A 21,577-nucleotide genomic window follows, 5' to 3' on the forward strand; every position below is an offset into this window, starting at 1 on the left:
GAGGCGGATCATCGCGTCGGGGTGGCCGGTGTCGATGTAGACGCCGCGTTTGCGGTCCTGTTCCGCGGCGCGGTCTTCGGGGTCTTCGCCGTGGCGGCACCAGTTGCGCACCAGCTGCCGCAGCCGGGCGACGGGGACCCGTCGCGCCCACGCGACCAGATGATCCTCGTCGCGGCGCGCCCGCACGGGGTCGGCCTCGCATGCGAACCACAGCGCCGCGATGTGGCCGGTGGTGATCGCCCCCGCGTCGAGCGCCGCAATCGCCGCGGGCAGGATCTGCGCGACCCGCGCCGCGCGGCGCTGCCGGTTCGCTTCATCGCGATCCGAGCCGGCCGCGTCGCCGGCGCCGCCCGCAGGCGGCGCAGGAGGCACCGAACCGCCGTCATCCTCGCTGTCGTCACCGCCGCCGGCGCCGGGGCCGGGTGGCGCAGTGTGCGACGCGATCGCAGCCGCCGTGCGCGCAGACGCCGCCGCCACCACACGACGGTGGCTCTCGAGGTCCTTCGACAGCACCGTCAACTCGTCGAGGCCAAGGCACGCCACATCCAAGCTGCGCAGCCGCACAGCCGCCGCGTCGAGCGCCCCACGGACCTCCCCGAGGCCAGTGTCACGGTCCCTCTCGGAACCGGCTGCGAACATGTGTTCGACCATGAACACACACTAACCAACCCGTGTGACAGTCGACTCTCAGTCTTCGCGTTGGCCTGACGCGGTCGGCAGTTCGGGCGGGGGAAGTGGTCGGTTCGACACCTGGTACACGGCAAGCCGCTCGGCGTCGCACTCGACACACAGGTGCACGAGTCGCACGCTCTGCATCGACAACTGGGTCCCTCGGGACTTCTCCACGATCGCCTCGAATGCAGGCCGCACGTCGGTCGACCGGCACGTCGCACACGAAGGACTGGTGTCGCGGTCCCAGACGGTTGCGCACGCCCCGCAGGTGATGGTGATGACGTCACCCTCGCGGTCGCCGCGGAGGTCGTCGTCCTCCCCGCACCGTGGACATGCGATCCCTGTCACCGGATCAACGATACCGAGCGGGTAGCTTCGGGTCCGTGGGAGGACAGATCCGACCCGTCGCGATCGATCACGTGGTTCTCGTGGTCGAGGACGCGCAGGCATCGCTCGACTGGTACGTCGACGTCATCGGCTGTGCCCCCGAGCGTGTGGACGAATGGCGCGCGGGCGAAACCCCGTTCCCGTCCGTGCGGATCAGCGACACCGCCGTCATCGACCTCGTCGAAGGCGAACGGACCGGCCAGAACGTGGACCACCTCGCGATCGTCGTCGATCCCACAGTGGACCTCGACGAAGCAGCCGGCCGGATCGAGGGGGCATCGGGTCCGAGAGACCTCTGGGGCGCCCGCGGCTACGGCCGGGCCTGGTACGTGCGGGACCCTGACGGGAACGGTGTCGAGTTGAAGCAGTACCCATCGTGATCGTCGGGGGTGTGGCGGCAACGGCGAGCGCCGTGCGGGAAGGTCGGACGACGGCCCGCGAAGTCGTGGCCGGCACCCTCGAGCGGATCGCCGAGCTCGATGAGCCGATCGGGGCCTTCGTGATGGTCGACCCGGCGCAGGCCCTCGCAGACGCCGAGGCCGTGGATCTTCGCCATGACCGGTTCGCACTGCGACTCGCCGGCGTACCTATCGCCGTCAAGGACCTCCACGACGTCGCTGGCTACCCGACGACCTACGGCTCCACCCTGTTCGCCGACGCCGAGCCCACACCCTTCGACTCGCCGATCGTCGCACGGCTGCGCGCGTGCGGTGCGGTCGTCGTCGGCAAGACGAACACGCCCGCGTTCGGCTGGCAGCCCGACACCGACGGCCTGTTGCACGGTCGTACCGCCAACCCCTGGGATCTCTCGCGGTCGGCCGGGGGTTCGTCCGGGGGGTCCGCTGCTGCGGTGGCGGGTTCGATGGTTTCTCTCGCGACGGGTTCCGACGCCGGTGGCTCCATCAGGATCCCCGCATCGTTGTGCGGCGTCGCCGGCTTCGTCCCGACGGCGGGGCGCAGCGATGTCACCCTCGGCCCCGGTGACGGCTCGATGGTGCGAGACGGACCGATCGGTGCGCTCGTGGCCGATGTGGCGCTCGCCACGGCGGCGATCGTCGACCCGGGCCTGCGGGGCGGGATGTCGCCCCCGAAGGCGATCGGGTGGTCGGCCAGTCCCGACGGTGGGCCGGTCGATCCCCAGATCGCGGAGGTGGCCGAGAAGGCCGCCCGGATCTGCGCGGAGCGCATGGGCGCCGACTTCGTCGACCTGGGAACCGAGTGGGAGGACCCGATCGACCTGTGGTTGCCCCTGGCCATCGTGCCGATGATCGAGATCCGGCCTCCCGGCGAGGTGGAGGGTGTCGAGGTCGAACCGGGCCTCGCCGGTCTCCTCGACCGGTTCGAGTCCATGACCGGGGCCGAGTACGCGCACGTCGAGCGGGCTGCCCGGGCCTTCGGCGACCGTCTGCGGCGCATTTTTCGCCGGGTGGACCTGGTCGTGACGCCGGTGACCGCCGGGCGGGCGCCCGGCGTGGACGGATTGGGGAGGATCGGTGACGACAGGACCCGGTCGTGGGTCCGTTTCACGTACCCGTGGAACCTCACCGGCTGCCCGGTGGGGACGGTTCCCGCCGGTGTCGACGACGAGGGGATGCCGATCGGGCTTCAGATAGCGGGGCCCCGCTTCGGCGACGAGGTGGTGCTCACAGCGATGGCGAAGGCCGAAGCCGGTGTCGGGCGGATCTTGCCGCCGAGGCCTCTCGCTGCGAACGACGGTGTCTGAGCCCGAACGGGTCCGGTCCGACGCGGCCGGGGCTGGTCGGCGTCGGCCGATCCTGTCTGTGCTCGACCTCTCGCCGGTCGGTGCCGGATCGACGGCCGGCGACGCACTGGCCGCGTCGACAGAACTCGCCCGGCTGGTCGAGCGCCTCGGCTACCACCGCCTCTGGGTGGCCGAGCATCACAACATGCCCGGGATCGCATCGTCGTCGCCGCCGGTGCTCGTCGCCCACCTCGCTGCGTCCACCGAGACGATCAGGGTTGGTGCCGGGGGAGTGATGTTGCCCAACCATCCCGCGCTCGTCGTCGCCGAGCAGTTCGGCATGCTCGAGGCGCTGCATCCGGGGCGGATCGATCTCGGCATCGGCCGTGCCCCCGGGACAGACGCTCACACCGCCGCGGCGCTGCGACGCACCGAGGAAGGGCTCGGCGCCGAGGAGTTCCCTCAGCAACTCGCGGACCTGTTCGCGTACTTCGAGGGGCGCCACGGCCACATCACCGCCGTGCCGGCACCGGGATTCGGGCCGGCGATCTGGCTGCTCGGGTCCAGCGACTACTCGGCGCAGGTGGCGGGCAGGCTCGGGCTGCCGTTCTCGTTCGCCCACCACTTCGCGTCGCAGAACACCGACGCCGCGCTCGCCGTGTACCGGCGTGCTTTCGAGCCCTCGCCGGAGCGGGATGCGCCATACTCGTCGATCGGCGTGGGAGTGGTGTGTGCCGACGACGCCGAGCGGGCCCGGTGGCTCGCCGGTCCGTCCGCGCTCGCCTTCCTGAAGTTGCGGATGGGCCGGCCGTCGGTGCTGCCGACTCCCGAGGAGGCCGCCGCCTACGGGTACTCCGACGCCGAGAGGGCCTTCGTCGAGGACCGGATCTCGACCATGGTCGTCGGTGATCCCGACCAGGTGCGCGCCGGCCTCGAGGAGTTGGCTGCCCGCACCGGTGTGGACGAACTCATGGTGACGACGATGGTCCACGGGGCCGAGGACCGGCTGCGTTCCTACGAGTTGCTGGCGGAGGTCTGGGAGAGGGCGCCTGTCGCCGAATCCCCGCTAGCCTGACCCGTCCCGGGCGATTAGCTCAGATGGCTAGAGCGCTGCCTTCACACGGCAGAGGTCGAGGGTTCGAGTCCCCCATCGCCCACGGCGTTGCGCTTGCTACAGCGTTTCCCCTGGTGGTGGTGCTGTTCGGGTTCCGGAGCGCGACGATCAGGATCGCGCCCCGCGAGGAGTGGCCGGCGAGCCATCGAACGAGGCTGTCGGACCCCACTGGTAACGTGTCGGTCATGTCCGATCGTCCCGTACTCAGTGCCGCCGAGATGGAAGCCCTCAGCCCAGACGAGCGCGCACGGCTGGTGCGGGAAGGGGAGCTCGCCGACCTGGACGACCTCGATCCCGACTTTCGCGCTCGGGTCACTGCAAATGCCCGGCATCTCCTCGAGGGCCGAGGCTTGCTCGACACCGAATCGCGTTGAGTCGACGCCGCGAGGTTCGAGTCACCCACGCGTTCTTCGAGCAACTCGATGCGCAACTCGGCCCGGAACGTGGTCCGCAGGGGATGCCATCGCGGACCGATTCCTTGTCCTGGAGCTTCCAACGATCGTCGAACGTTTCGCCCTCGACTTCGAAGCGCTCTCCGAGATGATCGAGGGTGTTCCTGCAAGTCGGATGCTCGTGGTTGCTGGCGTTCTGGTCCGAGCCGCGGTCGTCTACGGGATCGAGTTGGCCGACGGCACTGTCGAACTCATCGGGATCGACCTGGACTTGTGAGGGGGCTCGGGGGTGGGATTCGGGTCGCAAGTTGCAGGACCGTCCTCGACGAGTATCCGCAGGTCACGAAGGACATCGAGCAGATGAACGACCTCGTGCAGATCCGAACCAGGGTGTGAAAGCCGTCCCTCACGGCCCACGGCGTTGCGCTTGATACAACGGTTCCCCTGGTAGAGGCGCCAGTCGGGTTTCCGCTCGCTTGTCCGTTCGTGGGCCGCTTCCCTCAGGTGTCGAAGTGCCCGTCTCGCCCTTGGCGCAGAGCAGCGCTCATTGCACGTCGGCTGGGTAGTCAGGCGAAGCCAATCGGCTCGTCGGAGAACTCGAGGGTGAACTGGCGGAAGTGTGTCTCGTCGTCGGGGTAGTACCAGTACTGGAGAGCGCGCGGAAGACCTCTGCAATCACACTGGAATCAAACTAGCGAAGTAGCCGGAGGTCCCTGGCGAACTACGGCCCGTACCGCACGAGGCTGCGCCGAACGGTCTCGGGACGAACGCCGAAGTGCTCGCCGAGTCTGGCGTACGACCAGCCTCGGGCTCGCAGTCGGCGAGCTTCGTCGAGGCGTCGGGCGAGCTTGCCGGTCCTGGGCTCGACGCCTGCTCGAGCGAGGTGGCCCATGACCGTCGTGCGGTGGATGCCGTACCGGCTGGCGAGCTCTTTGATCGTGCTGCCGGTCCTGCGTTCCTCGACGAGCCGAGCTACTTCAGCCTTGCTGATCCGCTTCTGACGCTGCCGTGTCGGCCGCTCGCCGCGCGTCGCCTGGTCCGACGGATCGGGTCCTGACCTCAGGCGATCGAGCTTCGATGCTTCGTCTCGTCTTTCACCCGGTTCTGTGGCGGAAGATCAGCGATGACAGGCGAGGGCCGACGCCGAGGAGGGGACACGGCAACTCGGCTGGGCGGGTGCGGGTAGGGACTTCCTCGGCCACTGAAGAGGCACCGGCCCGAAACGCGGGATTGGCTAGGCTGAGGTCATGAGGCGTGACGCGGACGATGCAGGTGTCGACGCCGCCGCTACGAGCCGGGTCCGTGAGATCCTCTCGCAGCTCGAGGAATCGGACTTCGAACGGCTCGACCCGCCGCCCGAGCTCTGGGAGCGGATCGACGCGGCGGTACGTGCGGACGCAGCAAGGGCACGCAGAGAACCGCCGTCGCGAGACTCTTCCGCGAGCGAAGTCGTCGAGTACTGGATAGACGCGAACGACGTCGTGGTCGATGTCGGACACAGTTGGGCCGAGTCGACCCGCGACAACGACGCCCCCGAGCTGGCGATCCCGGCGTCAGACCGCACCCTGTGGACCTACTTCGACAACAGTGAGGTCCGAGAACTGTGGCGGCTTCTCGTCGAGCGCGTTCGGCGGTTCGAGAAGCGAGCTGAGGTTCCGCTGCGATGCGATGCTCCTGATGCCCGGCGATGGTTCGACATGACTGTCACGCCGGAGTCCGACGGCAGGGTGCACTTCCGGTGCGCTCTGACCTTCGAGGAAGCACGCCCGCCTGTTTCGTTGCTCGACCTGAAGTCGGAACGAGACGACGGTCTCGAGCCCGTTCCGCTGTGCGGTTGGTGTGGGCGAGCCCAGCATGATTCCCGCTGGCTGGACATCGAGGAGGCCGTTCAAGCCGGCCGCCTGCTGGAGCGAGCGTCGATGCCGCCGCTCTCCCACGGGATCTGCGCGTCCTGTCGCGATGAGATGTCAGCGGAGCTGCTCGTGCCCGGCGGGGTCGCCGAATCCACGACCTGACCCGGGTGACCAACAGGGTCGTGGTGGCCGTGGGGGGCTTGAATCCCCGACCTCTTCTTCGAGCGTGTCACCTGCAGCCCACCTTGGCTGTGACGGCAATCGCCACAGCGTTGGCGCTGTCAGCCGGCAGAGGGGCGTCGTCGGTGTGGGTCGCGCTGGCCATCGGCTCGGGACAGCTGACTGTGGGCTGGAGCAACGACTATCTCGATCGCAATCGAGACCGCCGAGCCGGCAGGATCGACAAGCCGATCGTGGCGGGCGAGATCACGGCGGGCGTCGTCCTCCGGGCGGCGACGATCGCCATGGTGTTGTGCGTTCCCCTGTCGTTTGCTTCGGGAGCTTCAGCGGGGGGAGTTCATCTCAGTGCGGTGGTGGCCGCGTTGGCGTACAACGCGGGCTTGAAGTCCACGGTGCTGAGCGCTGTTCCCTACGCCTATGCCTTCGGGGCGCTTCCGGCGTTCGTATCCCTCGGGCTCGCAGGCTCACCTGCTCCGCCTGTGTGGGTGGTGTCGGCGGGTGCGTCGATGGGGGTGGGTGCGCACTTCGTGAACACGCTTCCCGATCGCGTCGGTGACGAGCAGACCGGGGTTCGGGGGCTGCCGCAGCGGCTTCCGGCGACGTTCTCGCTCGTCGTCGGGGTCGCGTTCCTGACAGCGGCTGCGCTGTTGGTGGCGGTGGCTCCCGCGGGGACACCCGGCGCGACCAGCGTGGGTTTCGCCACCGCTGCACTCGGTAGCTCGGCTGGCGTGGTCGGAGCGGTTCTCGCCGGGAGGCATCGTCTGGCGTGGACGCTCACGATCGCAGTGGCAGCGCTCACGGTGAGCGGGTTCATCGCCTCCGGCAGCACACTGTGATCCTGCAACGAACGCGCCATCGACTCGGGGCGGTCCAGATCGGGCCGGCACCCGCGGGCGTGGCGGCTTCGACGGCTTCTTCCTCGGGCGTGGGCCGAGCCAGGTCGTGCCGTGAGCATCCCGGACGACTGCGGATCGGCCACACTGTCGCGGACCACGAGGAGAACCGACATGACGACCCCTGACCAGCCCGGGACGCTCCGCCACCACCTCGAGCATCTCGCTGCCGACGCCGACGACGTGGTAGCGATGCTCACCCGCCGACACGCGGAGGGAGGCGACATCCACCCCGAGCCTCTCGCAAAGGCCGAGCGACTTCAGACGAGCCTTCGAGAGGTGATCGACGCCCTCACTCACCACGAGCACCTCGCCATGGGTGCCGACGACGTGTGGGCGATGCTCACCCGCAAGCACAGCGAAACCGAGATCTTCCCGGACGACTCCACCGACGCCGGGTGACACGAACGGGTGCCTCTGGGCCCGGCTGTCGCTCTTGATGCAGGTTCGGTCGTGTCGTACGGGGCGCTCGCGAGAGAGGTGCGGCGGCAGCGGTGACTATCCCGATGTCTCCTGAAGAGAGGCCGGTGCGGGCTCGGACCGGCTAGCGGGCGGGTTCGGTGCTCCCCGGTAGTTCGGTGCTCCCCGGTAGTACAGCCACAGCGTCGGCACCGCGAAGGCGACGTAAGCGACGACGCGGACCCGTTCGGGGTGTGCGCTCCAGCCGAAGAGACCTTCCATGAAGTCGTGCACCCAGCCACCGGCGACCGGACCGTTCGTGATGTTCCACACGGTGTTGCTGTACCAGGCGCCTTCGAACTCGAAGTACTCACGGAACTCATGGACGCCCTTGGCGAAGAGTCCGGCTGCGAACACGATCAGCAGGAGACCCGTCCAGTTGAAGAATCTCCGGAGGTCGACGCGATCGCTACCGATGTAGAAGAGGTAGCCGAGGGCCGCTGCGATCCCGAGACCGATGATGCCGCCGACGACCACAGCGGTGCCCGACGCACTGGAGGTCTGCGCTCCGAGGAGGAACAGCACCGTCTCGAAGCCCTCGCGGGCGACCGCAACGAACGCGACGAACGCCAGCGCGAACCCGGATTTGTCGATGGCGGCGTCGATTCTGGCGTGAAGTTCGGAGCTGATGCCGCGGGCGTGTCCACGCATCCAGAAGATCATCCAGGTGAGCACTGCGGCCGCGGTGAACGCGAGAGCGCCCTCGATGAACTGTTCCCACTTTCCCTCGAACTCTCCGATGACGCGATCGAAAAGGACCCCGGTTGCGACACAGAGCACCGCGGCCGTGGCGCTTCCGGCCCAGACCGGACCGAGCCGGTTGCCGCGGCCGGTCTTGCACAGGTAGGCGACGACGATGGCCAGGACCAGGGCGATCTCGAGGCCCTCGCGGAGGGTGATCAGCAGACTCGAACCCATGGGCGGATGTTAGTCATGCCTAACACGTCTGGTCAACCAGCCCGACCACGCGCCCCGCCGAGTTCCGCCCGGACCACCGACGCCGACATCCGTCCACGGTGCATCCAGAAGCAACATCGCAGCGCTTCAGGGGGAATGCCCGGAACCGCTAAGGTTCGGGCGATATCGACGACTGTCGGCCACGGCTCCTGACATCGGCGCCGTGTTGAATCAGCATCGCTTCACGCGGGCTGCACAGGGGGCTACACGGTGACAACAGCGGAACGGGAACGTACCGGGCCAGACGGACCAGCACGGTGGGGTCTCGGCCGATGAAGGTCTACGAGGCGATCTGCAACGCCCTGCGGGAGACCGGCGCCGGCCACATGTTCGGCCTGATGGGAGACGGCAACCTCCGCTTCATCAACTACTGGGTGAACGGTCTCGAGATGCCGTACTACGGCTCGCGGCACGAGTCCGCCGGCATCGCCATGGCCGACGGCTACACGCGGATCTCCGACTCGTTCGCGGTCGCGACGACCACGCAGGGCCCGGGAATGACCAACGCGCTCACGGCGCTCGTCGCTGCACGGAAGTCCCAGACACCCATCGTGTTCGCCGTGGGGGACGTGTCCTCACACCAGCAGGGATGGCCACAGGACGTCGACCACCGGGCGTTCTTCGAGGCCGCCGGCGTTCCGCTCGTCGAGTTCTCCGACGTCAGCCGGGTCTTCTCGGAGACGGTGAACGCGGTGCGGACGGCGATCAGCGAACGCACCCCGATCGGCATCAACATGCCGGTCGACTACCAGGAACTGGAATGGGATCCGTGGAACGACGACACGGACGCCACCATCGAGGGGCGGTCACTGGACTTCACGGGTGACCTGGAAGCGGCCGCCGAAGCGTTGGCCCGGGCGAAGCGACCGATCATCATCGCCGGACGCGGCGCCGTGGAGGCCGGCTGCGAGGCCGACCTGGTGGAGTTGGGGGACCGCATCGGGTCGCTGTACGCCACCACGCTCAAGGGCAAGGGACTCTTCCAGAACCACCCGTTCGCGCTCGGGATCTGCGGGGGCCTGGGTACGAACATGGCGATGTCGGTGACCGGCCTGGCAGACGCCGTTCTCATCGTCGGCGCCGGCATGAACGACTTCACGACCGTGCGTCAGACGTTGCTGCGGTCCGATGCGGATGTCGTGAGGTGCGACATCAGCGGCGCGGTCTCGACCGCCAACATCGGCAAGGAGTACCTGCTGACAGGGAATGCGGCGGGGAGCGTCGCCGCGCTGCTCGAGCAGATCAAGGCCATGGACGTGTCATCGACCGGCTTCCGCACGCCCGAGCGCGCCGAGGAACTCGCCACCTTCCGACCCGAGAGCGAGATCGTGTTCGTCCACGAGGACGGCCTCATCGATCCTCGCGAACTCGTGATCATGCTGAACGACCTGCTCCCGGCTCAGCGCAACGTCGTCACCGACGCCGGAAGGTTCTTCGGTGACCCGGTCGGCTACATGGAGATCCCCGACGCCAACGCATTCGTGGACGGCATCTCGTTCGGCTCGATCGGCCTCGGACTCGGCCTTTCGATGGGCGTGTCCGCGGCTCGTCCCGAGCGCCCGACTGTGCTGTTCATCGGTGACGGGGGCCTGTTCATGAGCCTCGGTGAGATCGAGTCGGCCCTCCGCCTCGACGCCCCCTTGTTGATCGTCGTGATGAACGACTCCGCCTACGGCTCGGAATTGCAGATCTCACGGGTGTGGGAACTGCCCGACGACCTGTCTGTGTTCCCCGAGCGTGACTTCGCAGCCATCGCCGAGGGCATCGGCGTCCGATCCGCCAGCGCACGCAGCCTCGACGAGGTTCGTGCCGCGCTGGAAGGTGTGGACCTCATGGATGGGCCGTTCCTGCTCGACTGCACGATCAACCCGAACGTCACGGCGCGCTGGCTCGACGACGCCTTCGAACGCGGCTGACCCGGCGAGGGGGGCGTATCCGGGTCAGCTCCGGGGCTCGACGCTGAACCGCTTGGCGTGCGCGACCTGGACGGACTCGATGTCTTCGGCGAGCAGGTCAGCGGACATCGACGCGCCTTTCGCGATGAGCCGAGCCTGCTCGACCAGCGGGCCGCAGCGGTCACTGAGCCCCGCCGAGTGCAAGGCTTCGCTGATGAGGTGGAGTGCTTCGAGAAGGTAGATGCACACCGTGGGTTGGGCGACGGCTGCGCGCCGGGTCTCGTCGAACGCCAGGCGGACGAGGTCGTCGTGGGTGGGCTGCTGAGCGACGACGATCCGGGCGCCGTCGACGCCATCGCGCACGAAGGGCGGCGGGTCGCGGTGGAGGAGCTCGGTGAGCACGGCGGCGATGTGGAAGATGGCGTCCTGCGCGGTGGTCGGGTCGTGGATGCCCGGTGAGAGCGCCTTGAGAGCGACGTCTGCGAGCTGGCGAAGCCCGTAGGAGACGTCGTGTTGCATCGTCCTCGTCGGGCCCAACACGAGGGCCTCGCGAACCGCCCGCTCGACTTCGTCGGGTTCGGACGGCCGGGGCCACATGCTCGCGAGTGCCGTCCCTTCGATGGCATAGCGGCCCGGGTAGGTCTCGAGCCGCAGATCCGTGTCGTTCGGCAGAGCGCGTAACACGGCGTCCAAGTCGATGTCCTGCACCCAGCCACTGCTGTGGAAGTTGATCTCGAGACCTGCTCCGGCGGGAGCCTCCTCGAGCTGCGGTCGTGGGTGTCCGGGTTCGGCGGGCGACCACTCCCGGCGGATCTGGTCGACAGCGTCTCGCCGCACGCGTTCGAGGATTTCGCTCACGTCCATCGTGTGGGCGCTGTGGTTGATGAACGCGACGATGGCGAGGATCGTGGCGATGCCGAGGACCACCGCCACCGCCACCGACAGGTTGGGGATGACGGGCTCGCCGCTTTCTTCGAATGGTGAGCGGACCGATCGCAACACGATCACGCAGTAGGTGAAGGTTCCCAGGACGAGGCCCATGACCCGCCGGTTGAACGGGTCGCGGAACAAGGTGTGCATGACGCGGGGCGAGTACTGACTCGAGGCCTGTTGGATGATGAGAAGTGACACCGAGAACGCGATGCCTGCGAACGCGATGGTCGCTCCTGCGATCGTGCTGAGCACCGCTCGCGCGCTGTCGACGGTCGAGGTCATCCCGAGCGGCAGATCTCTGGAGGGATCGAGCCGCCGGTCGACGGCGAGCCCGGTCAACCCGGCGACAATGGCGACGACGATTCCGAGCATCGGAACGAAGAAGAGGCTCGAGCGGAGCCGCTCCGTCCACTCACTCAGGCGAAGGCGCACGAGTTCATTTCCGCTCCTGGGTCCTGAGCTGAGGCAGTGGGGTGAAGATCTCGTCGTTGGAGCCACGACGTGTGGGCACGACGGACTTGGAGATCATGACCGCGACCAGCTGAAATTCTCACCGTAATCGACCCCGGCCTCGAGAGCCTGGTTCGGTCCGGGTTCCTGGCAGCCACCGTCCGACCTCCGCTCAGCGGGCGGGGATCCAGCGGCTGATGCGGGCCTGGTCGTGTTTGAATCCGTGTTCGACTCCCCAGAGCACGGCGTCGACTCTGTTGGTGGCGCCGATCTTGCGGTAGCCGGAGCGGATGTAGGTCTTGATCGAGTTGGGCGACAGGTACAGGAGCTCGGCGATCTGCGCGTTGGACTTGCCCTGGGTGATGAGTGCGAGGATCTCGGCTTCACGTTCGGAGAGGCCCTCGGTGCGTCCGGGCCAGTTGAGTCCGACTGAGAGCCGGTTGCGTCAGGGCGGGGGACTGGTGACCGTCTCGCCACGATGTACGGCTTCGAGTGCGGCTACGAGTTCACTGGCCGGGAGGGTCTTGGAGAGGTACCCGTTGACGCCGCTCGCGAACGCCGAGGCGACGAGGGCGGGATGGAAGTTCCAGGTGTAGATGACGACGCGCCGGGCGCGTGGGTTGGCCACGAGCGCGTCGATGTCGCCGTGATCGGGGTGTGGTTGGGCGAACGAGTCGTACAGGACGATGTCGACGACGTCGTCGTAGTAGTCGGTCAGAGCAAGGGAGATCGGACCTGTTCTCTCGCATCATCGCAGTAGTCACCTTACGGTGCCCGGCGATCGAACTATTCACCCCTAAGGGTGTATTCAGTGGGTACCTGTGGATGGTCTGATCACTGGGATCCCGGAACCTCCCGGATCTGCAGTGAACAGAAGGCTCCGATGGCAACTCCCTCTGGATTCTCGCCGTGATCCTCGTCGTCTCCGGGGTGGTCGCGATCTTCCACAAGCAGCTCGCCTACGGGGCCGTGCTGATCATCGTCGGGCTACTCGTCGGTCCCGGCGGCGTGGCCGGGGCACCCGTGGCCAGGTGATGCGGCTCGCGACGAAGACGGGGATCTCGCGGTCGGTCTTCGCCTGGTAGTCCGCGTAGTCCGGGTACGCCGCAACGGACCGTTCCCACCAGAGCGACCGTTCGTCGCCAGTGACGCGCCGGACCTCGTAAGGGAGTGGCTCCGGGCCGTCCTGAATGGTCACCCGGCCGTCCGCCACGAGGTTGTGGTACCAGCCCGGATTCTCCGGGGTGCCGCCCTTCGACGCCACGATTGCGTACTCGCCGCCGTGCTCGACGCGCATGACCGGGACCTTGCGGACCTTGCCGCTCCTGTGGCCGATCATCGTCATGACGACGATCGGCAGGCCGGTGTCGCGCAACGTGTTCGCCCGTGTTCCCCCGGACGCCTCGTACTCCGCGACCTGCTCGCGTACCCAGTCCCACGTGCTCGGTTCGTACTCGTTGCTCTCAGACACGTCGGCGACACTACCGAACCCGACCCAGCGCCGTCGGAGGTGGGGTGTGGCCCTCCGATGGAGGATCCGCCAGGCCGATGTAGCGTCGGCAACGACACGCCGGCGAAGGGGAGGCCCGATGGACATCCGGGAACTGGGGTACATCGGAGTCGCCGTCGCCGATCTCGACGCGTGGCGGACCTACGCCTACCTGTTGGGGACCATGATCGTCGAGGCGGACGAGGCCGGCTTCGACATCAGGATCGACGAGCGACCGCTGCGGGTCGCGGTGAGGACGGCGCACGATGCAGAGGGCCTGGCCTTTGCGGCTTGGCGGGTGCCCGATGCCGCCGCGCTCGAACAGGCCGGGGCCGAACTCGCTGACGCAGGCCATCCGGTGCGGGAGTCGACCATCGAGGAACGCGCTGCGCGCAGGGTTCGAGGGATGATCCACACGACAGACCCCGGCGGGTTCCGGGTGGAGCTGTTCTGGGGGCCGATCATCGACCATCGACCGTTCACCTCTGCGGCCGCGGTCAGTGGGTTCGTGACAGGTGACCTGGGTCTGGGTCACATCGTGTTGGGCACGACGAATCTCGACGATTCCGTCGACTTCTACACCGGGGTCCTCGGCTTCAGGGTCAGCGACTACTGGCGGCCCGGTGCCGACGACGTGGTGTTCGCCCGGTGCAACCCGCGGCACCACAGCATCGCCCTGGTGGGTGCCCCGGAGTCGGCGCTCTACCACTTCATGATCGAAGCCCGAACGCTCGATGACGTCGGGTCCACCCTCGAACGGCACGTCTCCGCCGGAGTCCCGGTCTCCATGGGGCTCGGCAGACACACGAACGACCGCATGGTGTCCTTCTACAGCCGGTCCCCGTCGGGGTTCGACGTCGAGTTCGGCTGCGGCGGGGTCCGGGTCGACGAGGCCTCATGGACCGTGACCGAGGTCACGAAACCGAGCATCTGGGGTCATCGACGCCCTGGAAACGGGTAACGGCGCGTCAGGCGACGGCGATCGCGGCGACCGCCGACGCCGTCAGGCCCTTCGTGGACGGTGACCGGGCCACACTCGGCGCGGCGACATGGGGGGTGAGCGCCGTGAACCCGTGATCGGGGGCGTCGCTCTGCGACCATGAGCCTGTGGATGCGGACCGACGCGACATCACGGAGCGACTGGCGGCTCTGACGGCTGCGGCCGTTCCCCGCCCGGACATCGACGCCGAGGTGTACGTCCGCCGCCGTCTCGACGAGGACGCGATCGGCGCCGATCTCATCGCAGCGTGCCGTCCCCCGGGTGACGCTGCGGATCTCGTGGCGGCGTGGGCGGCGGCGGAACCCGGGACCGACGAAGCGGCCCGGTTCGTCGCCGTGCGTGCTCTCGGTTGGGAGATCCTGCTCGCCGATCCGGCACTCGGCGGTGACCACCGACGGCGGGGCTGGGAGATGATCGGTCACGCCGGTCGACCCAAGAACAGTCCCCGGTCGTGATCGTCGACGACCACACACAGGTCTGCGTCGTCGGGCTGGGAGCGGCCGGAGGGGTTATCGCCTCGGGCCTGGCGGAGCTCGGTGTCGGCGTGGTCGGGATCGAGTCCGGTCCCGACGTCACGCGTGGTCCTGGCGGGGTGCGCCACGGGAACCGCCGCTTCGACGACGACGAGGTGGCTCACATCGTCGACCGGCGCCTCCTTCACACCGAGCCCGAGCGCCTCGTCCTCGACGGCCGGGACCTCGGACCCGCGCCGTGGCTCGCCCGCAACCGGGGCGTGGGCGGACCATTCGCATGGACCGGCTTCGCCTACCGGTTCCGCCCATCCGACTTCCGTGTCGCGTCCACCGACGGCGTGCCCGCGGACTCGAGCGTTGCCGACTGGCCGGTCGGCTACGCAGAGCTCGAACCCTGGTACTCGGCTGCCGAGAGGCTCATGGGTGTCGCCGGACACGCGGGCGAGAACCCGTTCGAGGCACCGCGGTCCGGCCCGTATCCGGCTCCTGCCAATCCGGTGGGCGAGGGGTCGCGGCGTCTCGCGGACGCGGCGCGTCGCCTCGGCCACCACCCGTATCGACCACCGGCGGCCATCGTCACCTCACCGCGTGGCGGCCGGGGGTCCTGCGACCGCTGCGGCGCCTGCACCTTCTACGGCTGTCATCGCGATGCGAAGTTCGCGTCCCTGCTCGCCGGCCTCGGCGAGGCCCGCGCCGACGGTCGCGTGCTCGTGCGAGCCGGGTGCGTCGCGACCGAGATCGTCTGTGATCGCAACGGGCGACCGTCCGCGGTGCGCTACGTGGACGCCGCCGGGAGGGGGCGCGAACAGCCGGCCGACGTCATCGTGCTCGCCAACAACGCGCCCTATGTCGCCCACCTGCTGCTCGCGAGTCGATCCCCGACCCATCCCTGCGGGATCGGCAACGACAGCGATCAGCTCGGTCGCCATGTGACGTTCCACACGGGGGCTTTCGCGTACGGCATCTACGACGACCCGATCGACGCCCACCTGGGTCCCGCCCAGCACGTCGGCGTCGACGACCTCAACGAGAACCGCCCATGGCTGGCCGGAGCGGGCTTCCGACGCGGTGGGGTCCTCCACGGCGGCATGCCGGCGGCCTTCACCGGGGGAGCTCTCGCCTTCGCCCGCGGGCTCGACGTCACCATCCCGCTTCCTGAGGGGGTCCCGCGCCACGGTCGGGGACTCGTGGACTTCGCCGCACGCGCATACCGCCGTCATCAGGCGGTGTACGTCCTGGGTGAGGACCTGCCACGGTCGCAGAACCGGGTGGGTCTCGACCCCACGTTGACCGACTCGTTCGGCCGCCCGGCCCTGCGGATCGACTACACGCCCCATCCCGAGGACCGGGCGCAACACGACTCGCTTCTCGACGCAGCGGTGCGCCTGCTCACGGAGTCGGGTGCCCGCACCGTCGTCCGGGCCCCGTCAACGGTGCCGGGCGGCATCTTCGCCGGCCACGCGCACGGAACCACCCGGATGGGGGACGACCCCGCCACCTCGGTCGCCGACTCGACGGGCCTGGTCCACGGCACAGAGAACCTGTTCGTCGCCGGCGCCGGGACGTTCGTGACCTCGGCCGGCGTCAATCCCGCGCTGACGATCGTCGCTCTGGCGCTGCGGGCCGTTCCCGTGATCGCCGGCCGCGCCGGCGCCGCGTGAGTGTGCGCTCGGCGTCAGTTCTCGTCGACGACGAGCGGGTTGGCGGGGTCCGCCGCCCACTCCTGCATCGAGGCCGTGTAGACGGCGACGTCGTCGAAGCCGAGACGTGTCAGCACGAACGCACTGGCCGCTGCGGCGATACCGCCGCCGCAGTAGGTGATCGTCCGTGCGGACCTGTCGGAAGGGTGCAGGGCCTCGAGCTCGTCGAGGGGACGGAACCGACCGGACTCGTCGAGTAGGTCTCGCACCGGGGTGTTGAGCGCGCCCGGCACGTGTCCGGTGCGCTCGTACATCGTCTGCTCGCCCCGGAAGTGCGCGGCGGGCATGGCATCGAGGATGCACACCTGATCGTCAGCGATGGCGGCGAGCACGTCGTCGCGGGTTGCGACGAGCTCGGGCCGGGGAGAGGCGGTCAGTTTCCGGGGACTCGACGGGGCGGGCTCTGTCGAAAGCGGCCGCCCTTGTGCCGTCCAGGCCCGCAGGCCGCCGTCGAGGATCGCCGCCCGGTCGAAGCCGACCCAGCGCAGCATCCACCACACGCGCGCCGCCCATGCCGCGATCGAACCGTCGTAGACCACGACGCGCGAATCGTCTCCGACGCCAAGGACTCCCATCGCATCGCAGAAGCGTTCCGGCGACGGAAGCGCGTAGTTGAGTGGGCTCGTCGGGTCCGACAGATCCGAGGTGAGGTCGGCGAAGCCGGCCGTGGGGATGTGGCCGGCGTCGTAGTCGGCGCGGCCACTCGCGAATCGGAGACCCTCGGGCCCGCTCGGCAGTTGGACCACGCTGCAGTCCAGGACGACGAGGTCGGGGTCGCCGAGGTGGTCCTCGAGCCATTGCGTGGTGACGAGTGGTTCCATCGCCCAGACCGTATACGTGGGGGGCGTGGCCCGAACGCGGCGGTGTGCCTTCGGACCCGGCGCCCCGGTCCGGCCCGACACACGGTGGGTGGGTGGTTGCTAGGTTGTTTGACGGAGCCGTGTGGTGGGTACCAGAACCTGTACGCAATGAAGGGAACCCGATGAAACGCCTACTCGCTCTGCTCACCGTGGTCGCCATGCTCGCGGTGTTCGTCGTCGCCAGCTCCAACGCCGGCGCCACCGACAGGTCCGTCTTCCTCACCCGACTGAGCGGCATGCAGGAGGTACCCGTCGTCGACACCGACGCCGGAGGCTTCGCCCTCTTCAGCGTGAACGACGAGGCCGAGACCATCCGGTACACGATCTGGGGAGACGACATCTTCGGTGTGACCGAGGCCCATCTCCACGTTGGCGACTTCGGCATGAACGGTGGCGTCGCCGCCTTCCTGTTCAACTTCAATGGTGACGGGGTCGACCCGGGCAACGGGATCGGCACCGTGAGCGGAGAGTTCTACGCATCCGGCACCGTGACCTATGGCGACGTGGCCAAGTTCGGCGCCTTCGCCGACGTCGGGGAGTTGATCGACGCCGTCCGGTCCGGCGACATCTACGTCAACGTCCACACGGTGGACAACCCGGGTGGCGAGATCCGCGGTCAGATCTTCTGACCGTCCGGAGAACCCAGGTGACCGCCTGACCGAACGCACGAGGGCCCGGCTCCATCGAGCCGGGCCCTCGGCGCGTCGTGGGGTGGAACCGCTCAGGTGATGTCGAAGCGGTCGAGGTTCATGACCTTGTCCCATGCGGCCACGAAGTCGTGCACGAACATCTTCTCCGCATCGGAGCTCCCGTAGACCTCGGCGATCGCCCGCAGTTCGGAATTGGAGCCGAACACCAGGTCGACCCGGGTGCCCGTCCAGCGGACATCGCCCGACTCGCGGCTGCGCCCCTCGAACACGTCCTCGGTCTCCGACGTCGGCGACCACTGCGTCGCCATGTCGAGCAGGTTCACGAAGAAGTCGTTGCTGAGGGTGCCGGGACGGTCGGTGAACACCCCGTGCGCGGAATCTCCGACGTTGGCGTCGAGGACCCGCATTCCGCCGACGAGCGCCGTCATCTCCGGTGCGGACAGGGTCAACATGGCTGCCTTGTCCAACAGCAGGTGCTCTGCGGCCAGGTCGTGGCCCTTGCGGAGCTGGTTGCGGAACCCGTCCGCGGTCGGTTCCAGGACGGCGAAGGAGTCGACGTCGGTCTGATCCTGGGAGGCGTCGGCGCGCCCGGGGGTGAAGGGAACCGTGACGTCATGACCGGCCCTCTCCGCTGCCGCCTCGATGCCGGCGCACCCACCCAGCACGATGAGGTCGGCGAGCGAGACCGCCTTCGAGCCGCTCTGGGCCTCGTTGAAGTCCCGTTGGATCCCTTCGAGGGTGTCGAGCACGCTCGCGACGCCGGAGGTCACGTTCACCTCCCATTCGGCCTGAGGTGACAGGCGGATGCGTGCTCCGTTGGCGCCACCGCGCTTGTCCGTGTCGCGGTAGGTCGAGGCGGATGCCCAGGCCGTCGAGACCAGCTGTGAGGTGGTGAGGCCGGAGTCGAGGATCGTCGCCTTCAGCGCGGCGACGTCGGCGTCGTCGACCAGATCATGGGTCACCGCCGGGATCGGGTCCTGCCAGAGCAGTTCCTCGTCGGGTACCCACGGGCCGAGGTAGCGGGCGACCGGCCCCATGTCACGGTGCAGGAGCTTGTACCAGGCCCGGGCGAAGGCATCCGCAAGTTCGTCGGGGTTCTCGTAGAAGCGCTTCGAGATCTCCTTGTAGACGGGGTCGGTGATCAGCGCGATGTCCGTCGTGGCCATCATCGGCGCGTGGCGCCTGGACGGATCGTGGGCGTCGGGCACCGTGCCCTGTGCCTCGGGGTTCTTCGGCGTCCACTGATTGGCACCCGCGGGGCTCTTCGTCAGTTCCCACTCGTAGCCGAAGAGGTTCTCGAAGTAGCCGTTGTCCCAGGTGACCGGGTCGCTGGTCCACGCGCCCTCGAGCCCGCTCGTGTAGGTGTCGACCCCCTTGCCGGATCCGTAGCTGTTCTTCCAGCCGAGTCCCTGCTCGGCGAGGGGCGCTCCCTCCGGTTCGGGCCCGATGTGTTCCTCGCCCACGGCCCCGTGGGTCTTGCCGAACGTGTGGCCGCCCGCGATGAGGGCGACGGTTTCCTCGTCGTTCATCGCCATTCGTGCGAACGTCTCACGGATGTCGCGCGCCGAGGCCATCGGATCGGGGTTCCCGTTGGGCCCCTCCGGGTTGACGTAGATGAGGCCCATCTGCACGGCGCCCAGCGGCTCCGCCAGTTCCCGGTCGCCGCTGTAGCGCTCGTCGCCGAGCCAGGTGCGCTCCGGCCCCCAGTAGACGTCCTCTTCGGGGGCCCAGATGTCTTCGCGGCCACCGCCGAAGCCGAAGGTCTTCAGGCCCATCGTCTCCAGGGCCCGGTTCCCGACGAAGATGATCAGGTCCGCCCAGGAGATCTTGCGGCCGTACTTCGCCTTGATCGGCCACAGCAGGCGCCGTGCCTTGTCGAGGCTCGCGTTGTCTGGCCAGCTGTTGAGGGGAGCGAAGCGCTGTGCGCCGGTTCCGCCCCCGCCGCGTCCGTCCGCTATCCGGTACGTGCCGGCCGCGTGCCAGGTCAGGCGGATGAAGAACGGGCCGTAGTGGCCGTAGTCCGCGGGCCACCAGTCCTGAGAGTCGGTCATCAGCGCGTCGACATCTGCGGCGAGTGCTTCGAAGTCGAGGCTCGCGAACTCTGCCGCATAGTCGAAGGATTCACCCATCGGGTCCGCCGACGGTGGGTTCTGGCGCAGGATCCTCAGGTTCAGCTGTTCGGGCCACCAGTGCTGGTTGGCCGTGCCCCCCACGGCCATCTGGGGGGCTTGCATCACGGGGCACTTGCCTGGTGCGCTGTTCTCCGACACGGCGGTCCTCTTCTCGTCTGCTGTCCGATGGGCGTCTTGTGGACGCCCAATACTACCCGTCAAAACTTAGACAATGTCGATAACTGTGTTCGATATATCGTCCGGATCGGCGGAGCCGGATGCACGTGGTCACCCGGAGATCGCTTCGCGGCGGCGCCGGGTGGCGCGTACCGCAACCACCGGCGCCGCGACCAGGAAGGTCGCCGGTAGGCGGGCGAGCACTCTCCATACGGCGTCGCGCCCGACGTGGCGCCTCTCGGTGCCCGTGCCCGCGCCCGGCTCCATCAGCGTGACCGGCCCGTCTGTGGCCGGAACGATCTCGAAACGGGCGAACCAGTCCAGGGACCGGATCAGGCGCCGCGTCAGCGGACCCGGCGGGACCATCAGCGTTCGGGTCCGGGACCGGGGCGTGACCCAGATGGACAGCGCGGCGATGGCCGCCCAGGAGAAGACCTGCACGTCCGCGCCGAACTGGATCGCGAGGTGGAACCAGATTGCGACCCAGATCGTGACGATCCGCGTCCGTGTGTTCAACAGGCCGAGCCCGATGAACAACTCGGTGAGGACGACGACCTTCGACGCCCACCACTGGAACCCGCCGTCGGAGAGCACGTCGAGCAGCCATCCCGGGGCACCACCGTCGAGGGCGAGTTGGCGGTTGTCGATCGCCCGCAGTTGCAGGACCCGGCCGCTCCACCAGTCGCCGTCGATGGTCTTGGAGACCGCCGAGGCGACATAGACGCAGACGACCTCGAAGCGCAGTAGCCACAGGGGCCACAGTGGCGCCGGGCCCGCTTCGGTGTGCCCCCGCCTACGTGCGATCAGCGCGTCCACCGACAGGTGGGAGCCAGGTCGGAGCAGACCCACGCCGACCAGCAGGATCAACAGGAACGCCCTGTTGTGGGCGAAGAACGTGGTGGAGAGGAAGAGGTTGTATCCGACGATCCCGGCCACCACCGCCGTGCTCAGCCGTGACATGAACCCGATCGACATCGTGACGCACCCGACGACGGCGGTGATGAGGAGCACCCGGTACAGGGTCGGACCGGCCTCGGGGTACCACGAGGCGTAGGCGTCGTAGAAGCGGTCCGAGTAGACGAACCCGTCGCGGAGGTCTTCGAGGAAGGTCCGCAGGTGCAGCACGGTGATGGGGCCGAGGGCGATACGCAGTACGGCGATCGCCCGCACGCTCCCCACGGCGTCGATCGCGCGGTCGGCTCTGCGCGAGAGCTCGAGAAGGGGGGTCAT

General features: G+C 68.3%; 23 protein-coding genes and 1 tRNA gene. 15 read left to right on the forward strand and 9 right to left on the reverse strand.

Annotation, left to right across the window (positions count from 1 at the left end; translation table 11 throughout):
* Positions 1-651, reverse strand: a 651-nt coding sequence (locus tag RIE08_16280; protein MEQ8719169.1) for a hypothetical protein, incomplete at its 3' end; no start/stop codon positions are given.
* A 36-nt stretch (positions 652-687) separates the two neighbouring features.
* Positions 688-1,020 (reverse strand): hypothetical protein, encoded by a 333-nt coding sequence (locus tag RIE08_16285; GenBank protein MEQ8719170.1) that lies wholly within the window; start codon positions 1,018-1,020, stop codon positions 688-690.
* 35 nt (positions 1,021-1,055) lie between these two features.
* On the opposite strand from RIE08_16285, the gene RIE08_16290 reads away from it, so the two are divergent.
* From RIE08_16290 to RIE08_16330, 9 genes are all read left to right on the forward strand, one after another.
* Positions 1,056-1,439: a VOC family protein gene (locus RIE08_16290; protein MEQ8719171.1), complete on the forward strand. Its 384-nt coding sequence runs from the start codon at positions 1,056-1,058 to the stop codon at positions 1,437-1,439.
* On the forward strand, positions 1,436-2,782 hold the full coding sequence (locus RIE08_16295; protein MEQ8719172.1) for an amidase: 1,347 nt from the start codon (positions 1,436-1,438) through the stop codon (positions 2,780-2,782). The genes RIE08_16290 and RIE08_16295 overlap by 4 nt, the downstream gene beginning before the upstream one ends.
* A complete protein-coding gene (locus RIE08_16300; protein ID MEQ8719173.1) occupies positions 2,775-3,836 on the forward strand; it encodes an LLM class flavin-dependent oxidoreductase in 1,062 nt (353 codons plus the stop codon). The genes RIE08_16295 and RIE08_16300 overlap by 8 nt, the downstream gene beginning before the upstream one ends.
* Before the next feature lie 8 nt (positions 3,837-3,844).
* Positions 3,845-3,918 (forward strand) — tRNA-Val (locus RIE08_16305).
* A gap of 31 nt (positions 3,919-3,949) precedes the next feature.
* On the forward strand, positions 3,950-4,249 hold the full coding sequence (locus tag RIE08_16310; GenBank protein MEQ8719174.1) for a hypothetical protein: 300 nt from the start codon (positions 3,950-3,952) through the stop codon (positions 4,247-4,249).
* A gap of 166 nt (positions 4,250-4,415) precedes the next feature.
* The gene (locus RIE08_16315; GenBank protein ID MEQ8719175.1) at positions 4,416-4,544 is read left to right on the forward strand and encodes a hypothetical protein; all 129 of its coding nucleotides are present in this window, start codon (positions 4,416-4,418) and stop codon (positions 4,542-4,544) included.
* A gap of 970 nt (positions 4,545-5,514) precedes the next feature.
* Positions 5,515-6,282 (forward strand): hypothetical protein, encoded by a 768-nt coding sequence (locus RIE08_16320; GenBank protein MEQ8719176.1) that lies wholly within the window; start codon positions 5,515-5,517, stop codon positions 6,280-6,282.
* A gap of 89 nt (positions 6,283-6,371) precedes the next feature.
* On the forward strand, positions 6,372-7,136 hold the full coding sequence (locus RIE08_16325) for a UbiA family prenyltransferase (protein ID MEQ8719177.1): 765 nt from the start codon (positions 6,372-6,374) through the stop codon (positions 7,134-7,136).
* A gap of 171 nt (positions 7,137-7,307) precedes the next feature.
* Positions 7,308-7,595, forward strand: a complete 288-nt coding sequence (locus tag RIE08_16330) for a hypothetical protein (GenBank protein MEQ8719178.1) — start codon at positions 7,308-7,310, stop codon at positions 7,593-7,595.
* Positions 7,596-7,691: 96 nt separating this feature from the next.
* On the opposite strand, the gene RIE08_16335 is transcribed toward RIE08_16330, so the two are convergent.
* The gene (locus RIE08_16335) at positions 7,692-8,570 is read right to left on the reverse strand and encodes an FTR1 family protein (GenBank protein MEQ8719179.1); all 879 of its coding nucleotides are present in this window, start codon (positions 8,568-8,570) and stop codon (positions 7,692-7,694) included.
* A 311-nt stretch (positions 8,571-8,881) separates the two neighbouring features.
* Between RIE08_16335 and RIE08_16340 the strand changes: the two genes are divergently transcribed.
* Positions 8,882-10,525 (forward strand): thiamine pyrophosphate-binding protein, encoded by a 1,644-nt coding sequence (locus RIE08_16340; GenBank protein ID MEQ8719180.1) that lies wholly within the window; start codon positions 8,882-8,884, stop codon positions 10,523-10,525.
* Between the two features lie 24 nt (positions 10,526-10,549).
* On the opposite strand, the gene RIE08_16345 is transcribed toward RIE08_16340, so the two are convergent.
* The gene (locus RIE08_16345) at positions 10,550-11,869 is read right to left on the reverse strand and encodes a DUF2254 domain-containing protein (GenBank protein MEQ8719181.1); all 1,320 of its coding nucleotides are present in this window, start codon (positions 11,867-11,869) and stop codon (positions 10,550-10,552) included.
* Between the two features lie 463 nt (positions 11,870-12,332).
* The gene (locus RIE08_16350; protein MEQ8719182.1) at positions 12,333-12,515 is read right to left on the reverse strand and encodes a hypothetical protein; all 183 of its coding nucleotides are present in this window, start codon (positions 12,513-12,515) and stop codon (positions 12,333-12,335) included.
* Positions 12,516-12,796: 281 nt separating this feature from the next.
* On the opposite strand from RIE08_16350, the gene RIE08_16355 reads away from it, so the two are divergent.
* Positions 12,797-12,922: a GPGG-motif small membrane protein gene (locus RIE08_16355; protein ID MEQ8719183.1), complete on the forward strand. Its 126-nt coding sequence runs from the start codon at positions 12,797-12,799 to the stop codon at positions 12,920-12,922.
* Here the strand turns inward: RIE08_16355 and RIE08_16360 are convergent.
* Positions 12,864-13,358: a nitroreductase family deazaflavin-dependent oxidoreductase gene (locus tag RIE08_16360; GenBank protein MEQ8719184.1), complete on the reverse strand. Its 495-nt coding sequence runs from the start codon at positions 13,356-13,358 to the stop codon at positions 12,864-12,866. The two genes, RIE08_16355 and RIE08_16360, sit on opposite strands and share 59 nt — an antisense overlap.
* 118 nt (positions 13,359-13,476) lie before the next feature.
* Between RIE08_16360 and RIE08_16365 the strand changes: the two genes are divergently transcribed.
* The 3 genes from RIE08_16365 to RIE08_16375 all read left to right on the forward strand — a co-directional run bounded on the left by RIE08_16365 (position 13,477) and on the right by RIE08_16375 (position 16,510).
* On the forward strand, positions 13,477-14,337 hold the full coding sequence (locus tag RIE08_16365) for a VOC family protein (GenBank protein ID MEQ8719185.1): 861 nt from the start codon (positions 13,477-13,479) through the stop codon (positions 14,335-14,337).
* Between the two features lie 146 nt (positions 14,338-14,483).
* Complete coding sequence (locus tag RIE08_16370) at positions 14,484-14,831, forward strand: hypothetical protein (GenBank protein ID MEQ8719186.1); 348 nt, start codon at positions 14,484-14,486, stop codon at positions 14,829-14,831.
* Positions 14,828-16,510, forward strand: a complete 1,683-nt coding sequence (locus RIE08_16375; GenBank protein MEQ8719187.1) for a GMC family oxidoreductase — start codon at positions 14,828-14,830, stop codon at positions 16,508-16,510. Before RIE08_16370 ends, RIE08_16375 begins: the two co-directional genes overlap by 4 nt.
* A 14-nt stretch (positions 16,511-16,524) precedes the next feature.
* On the opposite strand, the gene RIE08_16380 is transcribed toward RIE08_16375, so the two are convergent.
* Positions 16,525-17,370, reverse strand: a complete 846-nt coding sequence (locus tag RIE08_16380; protein ID MEQ8719188.1) for a sulfurtransferase — start codon at positions 17,368-17,370, stop codon at positions 16,525-16,527.
* Positions 17,371-17,531: 161 nt separating this feature from the next.
* On the opposite strand from RIE08_16380, the gene RIE08_16385 reads away from it, so the two are divergent.
* Positions 17,532-18,038 carry a CHRD domain-containing protein gene (locus tag RIE08_16385; GenBank protein MEQ8719189.1) on the forward strand — a complete coding sequence of 169 codons (507 nt, stop codon included), beginning with the start codon at positions 17,532-17,534 and terminating at the stop codon, positions 18,036-18,038.
* A 92-nt stretch (positions 18,039-18,130) separates the two neighbouring features.
* Here RIE08_16385 and katG read toward each other — a convergent pair whose 3' ends face one another.
* A complete protein-coding gene (gene katG / locus RIE08_16390; GenBank protein ID MEQ8719190.1) occupies positions 18,131-20,329 on the reverse strand; it encodes a catalase/peroxidase HPI in 2,199 nt (732 codons plus the stop codon).
* Between the two features lie 129 nt (positions 20,330-20,458).
* Complete coding sequence (locus RIE08_16395) at positions 20,459-21,577, reverse strand: HTTM domain-containing protein (protein ID MEQ8719191.1); 1,119 nt, start codon at positions 21,575-21,577, stop codon at positions 20,459-20,461.

Source organism: Acidimicrobiales bacterium (genome assembly GCA_040219085.1).
Classification (GTDB): Bacteria; Actinomycetota; Acidimicrobiia; order Acidimicrobiales; family JAVJTC01; genus JAVJTC01.

Excerpts from the sequence above, each read along its gene's own strand:
- RIE08_16380 (MEQ8719188.1), bottom strand. The coding sequence starts at position 17,370 with ATGGAACCACTCGTCACCACGCAATGGCTCGAGGACCACCTCGGCGAC.
- RIE08_16330 (MEQ8719178.1), top strand. The coding sequence starts at position 7,308 with ATGACGACCCCTGACCAGCCCGGGACGCTCCGCCACCACCTCGAGCAT.
- RIE08_16335 (MEQ8719179.1), bottom strand. The coding sequence starts at position 8,570 with ATGGGTTCGAGTCTGCTGATCACCCTCCGCGAGGGCCTCGAGATCGCC.
- RIE08_16315 (MEQ8719175.1), top strand. The coding sequence starts at position 4,416 with ATGATCGAGGGTGTTCCTGCAAGTCGGATGCTCGTGGTTGCTGGCGTT.
- RIE08_16395 (MEQ8719191.1), bottom strand. The coding sequence starts at position 21,577 with ATGACCCCCCTTCTCGAGCTCTCGCGCAGAGCCGACCGCGCGATCGAC.
- RIE08_16340 (MEQ8719180.1), top strand. The coding sequence starts at position 8,882 with ATGAAGGTCTACGAGGCGATCTGCAACGCCCTGCGGGAGACCGGCGCC.
- RIE08_16320 (MEQ8719176.1), top strand. The coding sequence starts at position 5,515 with ATGAGGCGTGACGCGGACGATGCAGGTGTCGACGCCGCCGCTACGAGC.
- RIE08_16385 (MEQ8719189.1), top strand. The coding sequence starts at position 17,532 with ATGAAACGCCTACTCGCTCTGCTCACCGTGGTCGCCATGCTCGCGGTG.
- RIE08_16365 (MEQ8719185.1), top strand. The coding sequence starts at position 13,477 with ATGGACATCCGGGAACTGGGGTACATCGGAGTCGCCGTCGCCGATCTC.